The sequence below is a fragment of the Nocardia coffeae genome (assembly GCF_019890715.1).
Classification (GTDB): Bacteria; Actinomycetota; Actinomycetes; order Mycobacteriales; family Mycobacteriaceae; genus Nocardia; species Nocardia jiangxiensis.
The window spans coordinates 14001-29743 of record NZ_JAINZY010000004.1 but is presented as its reverse complement, the minus strand read 5'-3'; the positions used below and the strand labels follow the sequence as shown (position 1 = coordinate 29743).

Below are 15743 nucleotides of genomic sequence, written 5' to 3'. Positions count from 1 at the left end.
ATGGTGACACGAGCACGCGCCGCGGTGGATGTAATCCGCTTCACATAAATTGCACTTTCTGAAATTTTGCAGTTTGTGTTAATTTTTCGGCATGTCCCTGTTCGAATACGACGCGCCTGTCGTCGGGCTGCGCGAGCAGAAGAAGCATCAGACCCGGCTCGACCTGTGCCGGGCCGCGCGACGATCGGTACTCGAGCGGGGGCTCGACGCGACGACGGTGGAGGACGTCGCCAAGGCGGTCGGGGTGTCGCCGCGCACGTTCTTCAACTACTACGAGACCAAGCTCGACGCGGTGGTCGGGCCGGTCGGCGAGATCGGAACTCCCAGTGCGCGAGCACAATTCACTGCGGGCGGGCCGACCGGGTCGCTGATCGAAGATCTGGCCCAGCTGTACGCCGCCGGATTCGACGCCGAAGTGCTCGAGGATATTTCCCAGGTGAGCGAGATCGTCCGCACCGAACCGCGGGTGCTCGCGGGCCTGGTGACCGCCGGTGCGAAACACGAGAGCGCCGTCGCGGGGCTGCTGTCCGCGCGGGTCGGCGATGTTCTCGCACCCGAATTCGCTTCGCTCACAGCAGCATTGATGTCGACGCTGACCATGCGTGCGGCGATGGCCGTCGGTCAGCACCCGGACCGGCCGCTCACCGCGGCCCTGCACGACTACTGCGCCATGGCCGCCCGGCTGTTCGCGCCCACCCCTGCACACGAAACCACCGACAACAGGAGACGGGGATGACCACCACGGCCGCAGCGCCACCACCGATCGTCTTGACGCAGAAGAGAATCTGGCTGATCTTCTCCGCGCTGATCGCCGGAATGTTCCTGGCCGGACTGGATCAGACGATCGTCGGCACGGCGATGCCCACCATCGTCGGCCACCTCGGCGGCGTCGAGTACATGGCCTGGACCGCTACGTCCTACCTGCTCGCCACCACGATCGTGATGCCGATCTACGGCAAGTTCGGCGACATGTTCGGGCGGCGCTGGCTGTTCCTGTTCGCGATCGCGGTCTTCACCGCGGCCTCGATCGGCGCGGCGATGTCCACGGGCTTCTGGGAATTCGTCGTGTTCCGCGGACTGCAGGGCGTGGGCGGCGGCGGTCTGATGATCCTGGCGCAGGCCATCATCGCCGATGTGGTGCCCGCGAAGGATCGCGGCAAGTACATGGCTCCGATGGGTGCGATCTTCGGTATCACCTCGGTTGCCGGTCCCTTGCTGGGCGGTCTGTTCGCCGACCACCTTGGCTGGCAGTGGTGCTTCTGGCTGAACGTGCCGATCGGTCTGGCGGCCCTGGTGATCGCCGCCCGGTACCTGACGATTCCGAGCCACCGGCCCGAGACCCGGCCGGATTACCTCGGCGCCGTGCTGATGTCGTCCGCGACCGCGCTGCTGATCCTGATCACCGATTGGGGCGGTAAGCAATACGCCTGGGGTTCGGCGACGATCCTGGCGATGATCGCGGCGCTGGTCGTCGTGGTCGGCGTGTTCGTTGCCGTGGAGGCACGGGTGCAGGAACCGATGCTGCCGCTGTGGCTGTTCCGCAACCGGACCTTCGTGCTGACCTCCGCGATCGGGCTGATCGTGGGCCTGACGATGTTCGCGGCGCTGGCGTTCCTGCCGACGTATCTGCAGATGGCGACCGGTGTTTCGGCCTCGGTCTCCGGACTGCTGCTGATCCCGATGATGGTCGGCATGATGCTGACGCTGATCTCCTCGATGGGCGTGATCACCAAAACCGGTCGCTACCGGGTCTTTCCGCCGATCGGCGCGCTGCTGATGATCGCGGGCATGCTCTGGCTGACCCAGCTCACCGCGCAGACCTCCATGTGGGTGGTCGGTGCGCAGCTGTTCGTCATCGGCGCGGGCCTGGGCCTGATCATGCAGATCATCGTGCTGGTGGTGCAGAACGCCGTGGAGCCCGGCCAGATCGGCACCGCGACCAGCGCCAACAACTACTTCCGGGAGATGGGCGGCGCGATCGGCGTCGCGATCTTCGGCTCGATCTTCACCAACCGGCTGACCTCGGGACTGACCGACGCGTTCACCTCGCACATACCCGAAGTCATGCGGGCGCACCTGAATCCGGGCAACCTGGTGCCGTCGGTGGTCAAGAACCTGCCCGCCGACCTGCACGACGCGATCGTCGGAGCGTATGTGCACGCGCTGGTTCCGGGATTCTGGTACATCATCCCCGGTGCGGTGCTGGCATTCGTGCTGGCGCTGTTCATCCCGCACATGGAACTGTCCGACGAGGCCGGCATGATCGCCCGCGGCGAAGCGGTCCTGGAGGAATCGCCCGCCGCGACCGACTCCACCGACGATCCCCGGCAGGACCCGAAACTCGTCACCGAACACTGATCCCGACACTCGGGTGTTACACAGTGTTGTGTAACACCCGAGGGCGGCCGTAACGTTGAATGGTTGTGCGCGCCATTCCAGGGGTTTATTGGCGACTGGCGGAAGCAGGGTTCCTCCGGCAGTGGCACTATCGGCTCGCCATGTTCGCGGGCATGGTCACCAATGTGGTGTTCGGGCTGGTCCGCGCCGCGGTGATGCTCGCCGCGGTCCGGGCCAGTGCCGGGTTGGGTGGCTACACAGCCGATTCCATGGGTGCGTACGTGTGGCTGTCGCAGGGGCTACTCGGCGCGCTCGGCGTCATGGGCCCGCCACTGGACATCGCCGAACGCATTCGCAACGGTGACGTCGCGATCGACTTTCTGCGTCCGGTGGACATCCAGCTCTCCTATCTGGCAACCGATCTGGGACGCGCCGGATGCACCCTGCTACTGCGCGGTGCGCCGAGCGTCGTGGTGGGGCTGGCGGCCTTCCAGCTCACTCTGCCGCGCAGTCCGTGGCCGTATCTGCTCGGCGCGCTGAGCGTCGTCCTGGCGGTGACGATCTCGATCCTGCTGCTGTTCGCGGTCTGCCTCACCGGATTCTGGGCGGTGGAGACCCGCGGAGTCCGGCTGCTCTACCAGATCGTGGCGACCTTCCTGGCCGGACTGTTCGTCCCGGTGCACCTGTTTCCCGGATGGTTGCGGACCCTGGCCGAACTCACCCCGTTCCCCGCTCTGCTACAGGCGCCGATCGATGTGTTATCGGGCCGAGCGGTCGGTTCTCAGGCGCTGGGAATCCTTGTCGTACAGCTATTCTGGATAGTTGTCGCGGTTCTCCTCGGCCGGATCCTGCTGCGCGCGGGGCGTCACAAGCTGGAGGTGCAGGGTGGCTGAAGTACTCGACGCCGCCCGGAGATCGGGAACCTGGTTCACCCCCTACAGTGCGGTGCTGCGCTCGCGGATGCGCTCGCAGCGCTCCTACCCGCTGTCCTTTGCCGCCGACATGCTCTCCTCGCTGCTGGTCGGCGCGGTGGAATTCGCCGAGGTGTGGGTCATCTACCACAACGTGCGCGTGCTGGGCGGGCTCGACATGCACGCGATGCTCCTACTGTTCGGCCTGTCGAACCTGGCCTTCTCCCTCGCCCAGATCCTGGTCGGGCACACCGACACCCTGCCCACCTACATTCGCGCGGGCACCCTGGACGCATTCCATCTGCGCCCGCAGCCGCTGCTGCTGCAACTGATCACCAGTGACATCTCGCTGCGCCGGGTGGCCCGCGCGGGCGTGGCCGCGTCGGTGCTGGCGGTCGGTATCGTCACCGACGACATCCACTGGACCGCAGCGACATTCACGCTCGTCACGGTATCGCTGCTGTCCGGGACCGCGATCTTCGCCGGGCTGTTCGTGTGCGCGGCCGGTCTGCAGTTCTTCCTCGTCGACGGCTCCGAGCTGACCAACAGTTTCACCTACGGCGGGGCATTCGCCGCACAGCAGCCCACGTCGGTGTTCGGCCATCCGATGACGCTGCTGTTCGGATTCACGGTGCCGGTGTCCTTCGTCGCCTATCTGCCCACGATCGCGCTGCTGGACCTGCCCGGTCCACAGTGGTTGCCCGCGTGGCTGGCATGGGCGAGTCCGCTTGCGGCAGTGTGGGTCTGGGGTATCGCACTGCTGTGCTGGCGCTCGGGAGTACGGCACTATCAGGGAGGCGGTGGATAACTGTGTCCATCGAGATCACCGATTTGACAAGGGAATTCGTCATCCATCGCAAGCAGGAGGGGCGGTGGCGACGACGACGTCGCGAGGTGATCACCGCGGTCGACCGGATGAGCTTCCGCATCGAACCCGGTGCGGCGGTGGGATATATCGGGGCCAACGGCGCGGGCAAATCCACCACCATCAAGATGCTCACCGGCATTCTGGTGCCCACCGCGGGGACGGTGCGCACCTGCGGTCTCGAACCGGTGCGCCAGCGCCGGGAGCTGGCCGGGCACATCGGGGTGGTGTTCGGGCAACGTTCCCAACTGTGGTGGGATCTGCCGCTGCGCGAATCGTTCACCATCCTGGCGGCCATCCACCGGCTGGATCCGGATCGGGCGAGCAAACGCATCCACGAACTGATCGAACAGCTGGAGATGGCGCACACCCTCGACACGCCCGTGCGGCAGCTGTCCCTGGGCCAGCGCATGCGCGCGGAAATCGCTGCGGCACTGCTGCATTCGCCCGAGCTACTGATCCTGGACGAACCCACCATCGGCCTGGATGTGCTGTCCAAACAGCGATTACGCGATTTCCTGTCCTACGAGCGCATCGAACGCGGCACCACCCTGCTGCTGACCACGCACGACATGGGCGATATCGAGCGGCTGTGCGAACGGGTGCTGGTGGTCGATCACGGCCGCCTGGTCTACGACGGCACCCTCACCGGTCTGGCCGCCACGGTGCAGGTGCGCCGGATGCTCGTGGTGGATCTGGCCGTGCCCGCCCCCGAACTCACCGGCCTGCCCGGGGCCCAGCTCATCGCCAGCGAGGGCGGCGGCATCCGGCAGCGGCTGGCCTTCGATCCCCAGGTGGTCACGGCCGCACAGCTGCTCACCGCCGTCTCGGCGCGGGCGGAGGTGCGCGATCTGTCCATCGAGGAACCCGATATCGAGGATGTGGTGCGGCGGATCTACCGGTCGCAGGACCTCGCGCAGAAGCAGGATCTCACGCAGCAACAGGACCCGACACAGCAGCAGGACCGCACAGAGCAACCGTCCCCGCACAGCAGCGCGTCCCCGCCGAATCTCGGCGAGGACGCGCACTCGCAGATCGAACCGCTCCCCTCCGGCGAGGTTCCACCTGGTCCGGCAGGGGCCGGAGGGGATACCGACCATCAGGTAGCGACACCCGATCATGCTGCGGCTCAGGAGAATCCGGGGCCGAGTTCGGGACCGGGCCCCGGCTCGGCCGCCGAAGCCGACGGAGTATCCGGCCGTCGCGCCCGATAGCGCCGCGGCTCAGGAGGATTCGGATCCCGGCTCCGGGCTGGGCCCTGCCTCGGGCTCGACCCCTGCCTCGGGTGCGGGGCCGGACTCCGGAGCCGGGCCGGACACGGCCGCCACCGCAGCACCGGGCTCGCGAGCACCCTGATCCAACCGGAACGGCGGGTACTCGTCACGCATCAGCGAGCTGTACACGCGCACCCGGATTATCCAGCGCACCAAGCCCATCACGAAGTCGAACAGCCCGCGCGGGTACTTCCCGGTGAACAGCAGACCGATCGCGGCGATGAGCACCAGGATGGTCAGCAGCGAGATCCAGCTCTCGCCGCCCATGTTGTGCATGTGGCCGTGATGTCCGTGGTGGCCGTGATGCCCGCCGCCCCAGAACCCCATGCCGCCACCGGCGATCGCCGCGACGATCAGATACTGCGGAATCGCCAGCAACCACCACTTGATCAGCACCAGCCAGCGATTCAGCCGCTCGGGATAGTCGACATCGAGGTCGGCCGGGTAGTTCTCGTCGGGCCGCAGACTGAACGGCGGATAGCGATCGGTGCCCAGCGGGGAGAGCGCGTAGAACCTGACCCGCCAGCCCCAGCGCATGACCCCGACATTGAAATCGAATAGCCCGCGCGGATAACGAGCAGTGAACAGGATCGCGAAGAATGCGATCACGGTGACCACGAAGTAGGCAATGTACAGGAAAAACAGCACAATGTAATGCGGAATCGCGAGAATCCATTTGATGATCCATTGCCAGCGCGACAGCGCCGGGTCCAGATCACCTCGGACGCGGACCGGGTAAACGGGGGTATCAGGTTGCATGACCACGCTCCTCTCGGGCGTTTCCGGCTCGCCGCCGAGCCCTGGCACCATCAATTGTTTCGCAGCCAGGTCACATTCATGCGTATTTACCGGGTGGATGTGTCATCGACTCCGGCGCGTCGCGCACATCCGCCCCGGCGCGTCACATGGCCCGGTCGGGCTGGCCTTCGTGTTGCGCGAACGACCCTCATGTGACACCTTGCTTCTGATTCTCCGCGACGTTCGAGCCACCGGGCCGCGGAGAGGGAAATGAGGAGTGGAAGTGCAATTCCGTCGAGCGCGGTTGTCACCGAAAGGCGGCAAAAGGCGTAACCCGGCGGCGAGGCTGTTGCGTCCTCGCACCATCCGCGGGCAGCTGATCAGGGTACTCGTGGTTTCGGTCGTCCTGGTGCTCGCGCTGCTGGGAGTCGTGCTCACCAGCGAGGTGCGCGCCTACCGCGACAGCGGAGATACGGTGCACGCGGTATCGCTGGCATTGTCGGTCCAGGATCTGGTGCACGAGATTCAGCGCGAACGCGGTCTCACCAACGGCATGCTCGGCGGCGACGCCGCGATGCGCCAGACGCTCGACACGCAACGCCCGGCCACCGACCGGGCCCTGCTGGCCTTGAACGCGACGCTGACCGCCGACGCGCCCGGCACCACCGAAGTCCGCACGGCCCTGGCGCAATTGACGTCGCTGAGCAGCACACGAGCCGAGGTGGACGGTCAGCGCATCGACCGCTCCGACGCGTTCGCGTTCTACAGCGATGCCGTCGCCGCGCTCGACCGCACCCGCCCCGGCCTGGACCGGGCCAGCGACCCGCGGATCTGGCGCGGTCTGCAGGCGCTGTACGCGCTGGGCGATGTCAAGGAGTTCACCGGACAGGAACGCGGATTCCTGACCGGCGTCTTCGCCGCCAACGCCTTCCAGCCCGGCGAGTATGTGCAGTTCCTGCAGATCGATGCGGCCAAACAGGCTGCCCTGGCAGCATTTCCGCGCGACGCCACGGCGGGCCAGCGCGCCCTGCTGGACGACGCCATGCACTCGCCGAACGCGACCGCGGCCGCGCTGTCGCTGGCGGTCGCCGCCGCCGCGCAGGACGGTCAGCTCGCCGAACTCGTGCCGCCCGGACAGTGGTGGACGCAGACCTCGACGGTGATCGACGCCGAACGCGATGTGCAGCGGTCCATCGGCGCGGACATCCAGCATCGCGCCCAGGATCTGCGCCGCATCTCGGAGATCACGCTGATCGCCTACACCGCCGCCGCCGTGATCGCGCTGCTGATCCTGGTGGCACTGGTGGTCACGGGTGTGCGGGCCATCGTGCGCCCGCTCGCGGCGCTGGCTCGCGAGGCCGACGAAGTGGCCGCCCAGCGCCTGCCCGCGCTGATCGCCGCCTGGCAGCAGGAGGACGCCAGCGACCCCGATCCGCCCGAACCGGTGCGCACGCCGCACAACGCGAGTAACGAAATCGTCTCGGTCGCAGAGGCATTCGACCGGTTGCAGACCACCGCCTTCGAACTCGCCTCGGCGCAGGCGCTGTTGCGCCGCAACATCACCGAATCGCTGGGTAACCTCGGGCGGCGCAACCAGAATCTGCTGCGCCGCCAGCTCGGGCTGATCAGCGAGTTCGAACGCGAGGAACTCGACCCCAAGACGCTGTCGAACATGTTCCAGCTCGATCACCTGGCCACCCGCATGCGCCGCAACGCCGAGAGCCTGCTGGTGCTGGTCGGCGCGGCGAGCCCGCGGCGCTGGAGTGAGCCGATCCCGCTGACCGACGTCATCCGGGCCGCGCTCTCGGAGGTCGAGGACTACCGCCGCGTCGTGCTGCGCCGCATCGATGACGTATCGATCTCCGGGTCGGCGGTGAGCGAGCTGGCGCACATGCTGGCCGAGCTGATCGAGAACGGATTGGCCTTCTCCCCACCGGATGTCGAGGTCGAGATCTACGGTCGTCGCCTGGGCCAGCAGTACATGCTGGCGGTGGTCGACCACGGGATCGGCCTGCCGGAGGACCAGCTGGCCGCCGCCAATGCGCGGCTGCGCGGCGACGCGGACTTCCTGGTCGCACCGACCCGCTTCCTGGGGCACTACGTCGTCGGGCGACTGGCCAAGCGCCTGGGCATCGAGGTCGAGCTGACCGCGTCACCGATCAGTGGCGTGGCCGCGCGGATCCTGTTGCCCACCACCCTGATCGGCAGCGACGTCGCCCTGACCGCCGCTCGCAAACTCGAACCGGCACAACCGGTCTGGACCACTGTGTCGCTGCCGCCCGCCGAGCGGCTGCCCGCGTTGGAGCCGGTCGCGCAGGATCTGGCCGAACTCGCGCCGGGTCGCACGGCCGCCGCGATCCCCGCGGCCGCACCGACCGGGTCGCAGCGCGACGGATACAGCGGATTCGACGTTCCGGGCTGGCCCGCGACGCCCGCGCACTCCAAGGCCCGGCGCGAACTCCCCGAAGGTTCCGGGCAGGGCCGTGAGCAGCCGGAACGGCCCGCGCTCGATCCCGACGCCGTCGAACTCGGCGATCGTCCGGACCCGTTCCCCACGCTGCCGGCGGGCCCGCTGAAGAAGTTGCTGAACACCACTGCCGCGCAACGTCATCAGCTCGGCGGGCCGAAAGACACGGCACCTGCTTCGGACTCCAACGGAATTCACTACACTGATGCCGCACCCGACCCCGAGGTGCAACGGACCCGAAATGGTCTCGTCAAGCGCGCCAAGAAGATTCCCGGCACGACAGCACCAGCCCCCGTGGTCGGTTCGTCCGGGCCTCCGGCGGCGCCCGCCGTCGATCGCTCACCCGAGCAGGTCCGCGGGATGCTCACCAGCTTCCGCGCGGGCCACCGACGCGGCCTGCTGGACGAGGCCCCAGCGGTTCCGGCATCGATTGCACAGGAGGAAACCCGGTGACCACACAACTGCCGGATTCCGGTCCGCACACCTTCAACTGGCTGCTCGCCGATTTCGTGCGTACCACCGACGGCGTCCGCGACACCGTGGCGGTGTCCTCGGACGGATTGCTCATGGCGATGTCGGACGGACTGGACCGCGCCGGGGCGGATCGTCTGGCCGCGATGGTGTCAGGTCTGGTGAGCCTGTCCCGAAGCGCTTCGCGCAGTTATGATTTCGACGGACTCAAACTGATCATGATCGAGATGCGGCGCGGTTTCCTGCTCATCTCGGCGGTTGCCGACGGCAGCTGCATCGGCGTGATCTCCGACAGCGACAGCGATATCGGCCTGGTCGGCTACCAGATGGCCGTACTCGCCGAGCGGGCCGGATCGCTGCTCACACCGGCGCTGATCAGCGAGTTGCGAGAGTCGCTACGCAGATGACCGGTCAGCACCGGGCGCCCGATCCTCCGATCGCCCCGGCCCAACACTCACCCGATGGCCCCGAGTTCGGCGCACCCGCGGGGCCATCGGATCCCGAGCCCGTGGTGCGCCCGTTCCTGATGACCGGTGGCCGGACCACCCCGATGATCGAGGGACTGCGCATCGAAACCCTGGTCCACGCCGCACCCGAGGCACTGTCGGCCCCGCTACGCTTCGAGCTTCGAACTGTCGTACGGTTGTGTCAGCAGCCGCAGTCGATCGCGGAAATCGCTGCCGCACTACATGTTCCGATCGGTGTGGCCCGGGTCGTGGTCGGCGACTTGGTGGCCGCCGGACATGCGTCGGTGGCCCAGGACCAGGAAATTTCCACCGCAGTCATCGAGAGGATCAGGGATCTTGTTCGGGCACTCTGAGTTTCGCAACCCCCCGGAGCTCGCCACCACCCCGCCGGAACCGATGGCCTTCTCGGTCAAGATCGTGGTCAGTGGCGGATTCGGGGTCGGCAAGACCACATTCATCGGCGCCATCTCCGAGATCGAGCCACTGTCCACCGAGGCGGCGATGACGGAAGTCTCGGTGGGCGTGGACGATCCGGGCCTGCGCACCGAGAAGACGACCACGACCGTGGCGATGGACTTCGGCCGCATCACCCTGGACCGGTCGCTGGTGTTGTACCTGTTCGGCACGCCGGGCCAGGAGCGGTTCGAATTCCTGTGGGACGACCTGCTCGACGGCGCGCTCGGCGGCGTGATCCTGGTCGACACCGCCCGCATCCAGGACTGCTATCCGGTGCTGGACTTCTTCGAACAGCACGAAACCCCCTTCGTGGTGGCGGTCAACCGTTTCGCCGAGGGCGCCCGGTTCGAACTGGCCGAGGTACGCGAGGCACTGGGGGTCCGTGAGGCGGTGCCGCTGGTCGAATGCGACGCCCGCGATCGCGACTCGGTCAAGCAGGTTCTGGTGGTCCTGCTCGAGCAGGTACTGGCCGCACGCCTGGCCGCACATTCGGTCCGGGCGAGCTGACCCGCACCCTCCGGACATGAATCCGCCCCGGCCACACGAGGCCGGGGCGGATTCGAGCACCCCCTCGGGTGCGAGGTCACTGTTCGATCAGCCGCCGAACGAGCCGGTCCACAGGGTGCTCAGAATGCCGTGAGCAGCTGCGCTACCGGTGCCGAGCAGGCCGTGGAGGGCGGCGGAACCGGTGTCGATGATGACCGGAATCATGGAGGTCAACCTCTCTGTCTGGGACATGAACTGCCGTCGGTCCTTGTTGGACCAACGACCAGTTCCACCCTGGCGGGCTGTTCTAAGAGTTCGCTGTCCCATAACTGTGAGGACAATAAGAAGCGACCATGTTTAAGATCACCGTAACGAGGCGCCGGATACGGGCGATGCATGTCACATCTACCACCCCCAGCTACCTCGGCGTTTTACCTTCGGCGGAGTACAGGCTGATCTCGCCGCTCTCACTCAGGAATGCGTTGATCAGCATCGTCCGGCGCTCCAGCAACTCATCAGCTTCCGGCGCGGCGGTGGTGATCGCGATCTGCGGAATGGCCGCCCAATTGACGACGTAGCGTTCGGGCGGACCGTCGGCCCCGGACATCGGAGCCATCCGGAAGACCGAGACCACCTGACGTTCCATGAGCTGACGGACCACCTCTGCGATTCGCTCCGGATCTTCCAGCGCGAACAGGAAGCCGAAGGTCAACTCCGGTGAGGACACATAGGCGGACACGAACTACCAGGTTACGGAAGGGGCGAAGCACGTGCGCGACCAGGCTCGCTGCACGGTTGCCGACAGCGAGTCGCGCCGGATCGGTGAAGCACCGATCTTCGCGATCATGTGACCCTGTCGTGATTGTGTATAACGATTACCCGGCAGCTTCCACCATTGGGGGCAGCGACGGTTGCGCACCGTGTTCACGCGCGCTTTCCTGAAAGAGTCCCCTTTTCCTGGACTCACTCCATCGCATCGACGCGGATTACCCGGCTCCCGCCGCGCGTTCCGTGGCGGACTGCGTTGTCCGGGAAAGGGACTGCGCCGGATCCATGAGTGTCCCCACTCGGAATTTTCGGTGCGCGTAAACACGATCCGATATCGGATGTGAGGTCGGGAATGCCATGGCGACCGAATATGCCGGTGCCCGTAATGGTTTCGGCGAGCTGCCGACGGCACCGGAACTGCTGCGAGCCTTTCACACCCCGGCGGACCGGCAGGTGCGCCCGCACGCCGTGCTCCGGGCCGCGCACGCGCTGGTGGACTGCCACGAACGACGACATCAGGCGGTGACCACGGCGCACACGCGCGGTATCGACAGCGACCGGCTCGCACACTGCAGCCGAACGGTCGGGGCCATCGACTCCGAGCGAGCGAAACTCGTTGCGGGAATAGATATCTGGGTGGCCGAAACGATCCCGCACCGGACCGGCGCGACCCTGCACACCGAGACCCTGGGCGCGGTGATCGACCGTCTGGCGGCGAAATGGGTTGCGGCCCAGGATGCTCTGGGCCTGCTTCGAGACGACGGTGAGTCCGGCCCGCAGCCCCGGGAGGTGGACCTCGAGGCTCACCTGCACTGGGTGCGTCTGGCCGAACTCACCGACGGTTACAAGGATCTGATCACCGACGTCGCCGAACGACGACGCCGGTTGCCGGTGTTCTGAGCACGATGCCGCCCGGCGGCGCGGCGGCCGCCCTCGGCATCACCGCAGCGGCTCAGCGCTCCGGATCGACGATCTCGACGTCCGCGTCGATGTACGGCTGGTCGGCGGACACCCGTGCACTGGGCGCCGGATCGTCGATGAGAACGTCCGGCTCCTCCCGGCCCGCGTTCACCCGCGCGGCGGCCTCCCGATCGCGTTCCGCGGCCGCGGCCGCCTCGCGCATCTCGATCGTGTCGGTGATCCAGTCGCCGATCTCGCGGGTCACCTCCGACACCGTGCCGGTGATGATCGAGGCGATATTGCCGACGTGCCGCGCCCCGGACTGGGTCAGCTCCTGGATCAGATCCTTGTTGCTCTCGAATTTTCCGATCATTCAACGCCCGCTTCGCTCGGATCCGGCTGTCGCTCGTTGGTGCTCGAGCTGCTACGCATCACGATAACACCGGGCTGGGCGGCCTTCCCGGCGAGCGCGGGCGGCAGGGCCAGGCGGAAGATCTTGCCCCACACCGAACCGATCTGGCGGCTCAGCGAACCGGCGTTGTAGGGCAGTCCGTACTTCTCGCACAGGGCGCGAACCTCGGGCGCGATCTCCGGATACCGGTTCGCGGGCAGGTCCGGGAACAGGTGGTGTTCGATCTGATGCGACAGGTTGCCGGACAGGATGTGGAACAGCTTGCTGCCGGTGATGTTGGCCGAACCCAGCATCTGCCGCACGTACCACTCGCCGCGCGACTCCTGTGCGGTCTCCTCCTCGGTGAACGTCTGTACGCCGGAGGGAAAGTGCCCGCAGAAGATGATCGAGTACGCCCACACGTTGCGCACCAGGTTCGCCGTGACGTTCCCGGCCAGTGTGGAGAAGAACAGTGGGCCGGACAGCAGCGGGAACGCCACATAGTCCTTGAGCACCTGCTTGCCCGCCTTACGCCACTGCCCCTTGAGCAGGCGCTTGACATCGGACCACGAGCGATTGCCCTTGACGATGTTGTCCGCCTCGAGGTCGTGCACCATGACGCCCCATTCGAAGAGCATCATCAGCAGGAAGGCGTAGACCGGGTTGCCCAGGTAGTACGGATTCCACTCCTGGGCCTCGTCGATGCGCAGGATGCCGTAGCCGATGTCGCGGTCGCGGCCGTGGATGTTGGTGTAGGTGTGGTGCATGTAGTTGTGCGAATGCTTCCACTGATCGGCCGGGCAGACCGTGTCCCATTCGAACACACGGGAATTCAGGCCCGGCTCACGCATCCAGTCCCACTGGCCGTGCATGACGTTGTGGCCGATCTCCATATTGTCCAGAATCTTGGACAGGCTCAGCGCCGCCACGCCCGCCAGCCAGAACGGCGGCAGGAAGCCCAGATACATCAGACCGCGCCCGGCGACCTCGAATCCGCGCTGCGCCTTGATGATCGAATAGATGTACTCGCGGTCCTTCTCGCCCAGATCGGCGGTGATGCGCTCGCGCAGCTCGTCGAGCGCGCGGCCGATCTCCTCGACCTGCTCCGGGCTCAGGACCAGCGGGCCGTCCTTGGTTTCGGTGAGAATTGCCATGTCGTTCCCCTCTCAGATGTCGATGTCCACGTCGCCCACGGCGGCGTTGATGCAGAGCTGGATCGGCTGGTCGGGATCGCTGTCGAGCTCCCCGGTGCGCAGGTTGCGGGTGCAGCCCGAGCGCTTGATCGAGGTGCAGGAGAAGCAGATTCCCATCCGGCAGCCGTATTCCGGTGTGAGACCGGCCGATTCGGCCTGATCGAGCAGGGTCTCGCCGGTGTTGCGTGCCTCCGTGCCGCTGGCGGAGAAGGTGGTGGTCCCGGTGACCTGCTGCGGATCGACCGGAGCGGCGGTGAGCGTGAATTCCTCGGAGTGCAGCCGATGTTCGAGCTGCTCGCCCCGGAAGACCTCGCGGACCGAGTGCATCAGCGGAGCCGGACCGCACACGTAGGTCTCGGCGGTGGCGAACCACGGCGCGACCCGCTCGAGCTGCTCGTGATCGAAGAAGCCGGCGACCGGGTTGGCCGCGCAGCTCCACGGCGCACCGTGCAGCACCTCGGACAGGTCCAGTTCCGGATAGCACAGCGCGATACGGAAATTGGTGCGTCGCGCGGCGATCGCGTCGAGTTCGGCACGATGCGGCACCGCCTCCGGGGACTGCGCGTAGTGCAGGAAGGCCACCGGGCCGCGGTAGCCCTCCGCATCCAGGGTGCGCAGCATGGACAGCACCGGCGTGATGCCGCTGCCGCCGCTGATCAGCACGATCTTGTCCGGACGGACCCGCGGCAGGGTGAACACGCCCGCCGCGGGCGCCAGGTCCACGACCATGCCGGGTGCGGCGTGCCGGTGCAGGTACTGCGAGACCAGGCCCTCGGGATGCGCCTTGACGGTGAGTCGCAGCCGCCGCTGGGAACCGGCCTCCACGTCGATCGGCGAATAGCACCGGGTGTGCTTGACGCCGCCGATCAGCACGCCGATCTGCACGTACTGTCCCGCGAGATGGCCGCGCCACTGCCGGGTGGGCCGCAGCGTCAAGGTGACCGAGCCGGGCGTGTCACGACGCACCGTGATGATCTCCGCGCGCATGTCGCGCACGGTCAGCGTCGGCCGCACCAGCTCCAGGTAGCGATCGAGGGCATGCGGCGTTGTCAACGTCTGGACCAGATCGACGAGTCCTGCCATTGCGATCTCCCACTGCTGTTCATCGGGGTGGTAGTGCCACCAATTTTTCGGTGCACATCTGTACACTGACCAAGTGTGCCCCGGATGGGCACAGAAGTTCAACCAGCAGGTCGTGTGACCGCGGCAACATCCTGAGGAATGGACGTATCGTGAACGGATGTATGCTCACCGACGTGAGCGAGCGGATTGAGCAGGCCGAAACCCGAGGTGAGCGCAAGGAACGCACCCGGCAGGCGCTGCTGGAGGGCACTTTGGCGCTCGCCGCCGAGCGAGGCTTCGCCGCCCTGAGCCTGCGCGAGGTCGCGCGCTCGGCCGGCATCGTGCCCACCGCGTTCTACCGGCACTTCGGCTCACTGGACGAGTTGGGCACCACCCTGGTCGACGAGGGTGTACGTCAATTGCGTTTGGCCCTGCGGGATCTGCGCCGCACCCCGGACGCGCGACTGGCCGAGACGGTGCGTTTCGTGTTCACCCAGATCGCCGGGCGCGATGCGCTGTACGGATTCCTGATCCGCGAGCGGCACGGCGGATCGGCGGCCCTGCGCAGCGCCATCGCGATCGAAATGCAGCTCATCACCAGGGAATTGGTCGTGGACCTCTCGCGCCTGCGCGCCCTGGACAGCTGGTCTCCGGATGATCTGGAACTGGCCGCGGATCTGATCGTCTCGACGGTCGCCAGCCATATCGCCGACTACGTCGCCGCGCTCCCCCGCGAACGCCCGGAATTGGTGGAACGCACCGTTCGCCAGGTCCGCCTGATCGCGCTGGGCATGGCGCAGTGGCGCTCGACGCCCTCGCGATGAGCCACGATGGCGGCCAATGAATTTCGACTTCCCCTGACACAGAAGAACGCCCCGCGAGCCTCCCGGGATCGCGAGGCGCCCTTCCCGTATCCAAGACGGTGCTCCGAGCACCGAGCCCGACGGTACCGTACGG

17 protein-coding genes are annotated in these 15743 nt (G+C 66.7%); 11 read left to right on the top strand and 6 right to left on the bottom strand.

Going from position 1 to position 15743, the window contains the following annotated elements:
- The first annotated feature begins 91 nt into the window (after positions 1-91).
- The 5 genes from K7711_RS16970 (at position 92) to K7711_RS16950 (ending at position 5327) form a co-directional block, all read left to right on the top strand.
- On the top strand, positions 92-736 hold the full coding sequence (locus tag K7711_RS16970) for a TetR/AcrR family transcriptional regulator (protein ID WP_222970414.1): 645 nt from the start codon (positions 92-94) through the stop codon (positions 734-736).
- Positions 733-2358 (top strand): MDR family MFS transporter, encoded by a 1626-nt coding sequence (locus tag K7711_RS16965; protein WP_222970413.1) that lies wholly within the window; start codon positions 733-735, stop codon positions 2356-2358. The genes K7711_RS16970 and K7711_RS16965 overlap by 4 nt, the downstream gene beginning before the upstream one ends.
- 65 nt (positions 2359-2423) lie before the next feature.
- Positions 2424-3230, top strand: a complete 807-nt coding sequence (locus K7711_RS16960) for an ABC transporter permease (RefSeq protein WP_308014791.1) — start codon at positions 2424-2426, stop codon at positions 3228-3230.
- Positions 3223-4056 (top strand): ABC transporter permease, encoded by an 834-nt coding sequence (locus K7711_RS16955; RefSeq protein WP_040831727.1) that lies wholly within the window; start codon positions 3223-3225, stop codon positions 4054-4056. Before K7711_RS16960 ends, K7711_RS16955 begins: the two co-directional genes overlap by 8 nt.
- A gap of 2 nt (positions 4057-4058) precedes the next feature.
- The gene (locus tag K7711_RS16950; protein WP_308014790.1) at positions 4059-5327 is read left to right on the top strand and encodes an ABC transporter ATP-binding protein; all 1269 of its coding nucleotides are present in this window, start codon (positions 4059-4061) and stop codon (positions 5325-5327) included.
- Between the two features lie 9 nt (positions 5328-5336).
- On the opposite strand, the gene K7711_RS16945 is transcribed toward K7711_RS16950, so the two are convergent.
- Positions 5337-6146 (bottom strand): DUF4389 domain-containing protein, encoded by an 810-nt coding sequence (locus K7711_RS16945; protein WP_222970412.1) that lies wholly within the window; start codon positions 6144-6146, stop codon positions 5337-5339.
- Positions 6147-6474: 328 nt separating this feature from the next.
- On the opposite strand from K7711_RS16945, the gene K7711_RS16940 reads away from it, so the two are divergent.
- The 4 genes from K7711_RS16940 to K7711_RS16925 are packed head-to-tail and all read left to right on the top strand — an operon-like array spanning position 6475 to position 10493.
- Complete coding sequence (locus K7711_RS16940) at positions 6475-9045, top strand: sensor histidine kinase (RefSeq protein WP_235747351.1); 2571 nt, start codon at positions 6475-6477, stop codon at positions 9043-9045.
- Entirely contained in the window at positions 9042-9470 is a 429-nt protein-coding gene (locus K7711_RS16935) for a roadblock/LC7 domain-containing protein (protein WP_222970411.1), read from the top strand. Before K7711_RS16940 ends, K7711_RS16935 begins: the two co-directional genes overlap by 4 nt.
- Positions 9467-9883, top strand: a complete 417-nt coding sequence (locus K7711_RS16930; RefSeq protein ID WP_222970410.1) for a DUF742 domain-containing protein — start codon at positions 9467-9469, stop codon at positions 9881-9883. Before K7711_RS16935 ends, K7711_RS16930 begins: the two co-directional genes overlap by 4 nt.
- Positions 9884-9926: 43 nt before the next feature.
- Entirely contained in the window at positions 9927-10493 is a 567-nt protein-coding gene (locus tag K7711_RS16925) for a GTP-binding protein (protein ID WP_222970856.1), read from the top strand.
- 87 nt (positions 10494-10580) lie between these two features.
- Here K7711_RS16925 and K7711_RS16920 read toward each other — a convergent pair whose 3' ends face one another.
- Together K7711_RS16920 and K7711_RS16915 are read right to left on the bottom strand one after the other, a co-directional pair.
- Complete coding sequence (locus K7711_RS16920; RefSeq protein ID WP_222970409.1) at positions 10581-10724, bottom strand: hypothetical protein; 144 nt, start codon at positions 10722-10724, stop codon at positions 10581-10583.
- A gap of 166 nt (positions 10725-10890) precedes the next feature.
- On the bottom strand, positions 10891-11211 hold the full coding sequence (locus K7711_RS16915; protein ID WP_222970408.1) for a hypothetical protein: 321 nt from the start codon (positions 11209-11211) through the stop codon (positions 10891-10893).
- A 386-nt stretch (positions 11212-11597) separates the two neighbouring features.
- On the opposite strand from K7711_RS16915, the gene K7711_RS16910 reads away from it, so the two are divergent.
- Complete coding sequence (locus K7711_RS16910) at positions 11598-12140, top strand: DUF4254 domain-containing protein (protein WP_222970407.1); 543 nt, start codon at positions 11598-11600, stop codon at positions 12138-12140.
- Between the two features lie 52 nt (positions 12141-12192).
- Here the strand turns inward: K7711_RS16910 and K7711_RS16905 are convergent, their stop codons facing one another.
- Genes K7711_RS16905 through K7711_RS16895 form a run of 3 tightly spaced genes read right to left on the bottom strand, consistent with a single transcriptional unit; the run spans position 12193 to position 14807 of the window.
- Positions 12193-12513, bottom strand: a complete 321-nt coding sequence (locus tag K7711_RS16905) for a hypothetical protein (protein WP_040831722.1) — start codon at positions 12511-12513, stop codon at positions 12193-12195.
- Positions 12510-13685 (bottom strand): fatty acid desaturase family protein, encoded by a 1176-nt coding sequence (locus K7711_RS16900; protein WP_222970406.1) that lies wholly within the window; start codon positions 13683-13685, stop codon positions 12510-12512. Before K7711_RS16900 ends, K7711_RS16905 begins: the two co-directional genes overlap by 4 nt.
- A gap of 12 nt (positions 13686-13697) precedes the next feature.
- Positions 13698-14807: a ferredoxin reductase gene (locus K7711_RS16895; protein WP_222970405.1), complete on the bottom strand. Its 1110-nt coding sequence runs from the start codon at positions 14805-14807 to the stop codon at positions 13698-13700.
- Positions 14808-14968: 161 nt separating this feature from the next.
- Here K7711_RS16895 and K7711_RS16890 point away from each other — a divergent pair, with 161 nt between their 5' ends.
- A complete protein-coding gene (locus K7711_RS16890) occupies positions 14969-15610 on the top strand; it encodes a TetR family transcriptional regulator (RefSeq protein WP_222970404.1) in 642 nt (213 codons plus the stop codon).
- Positions 15611-15743 lie beyond the last annotated feature (133 nt).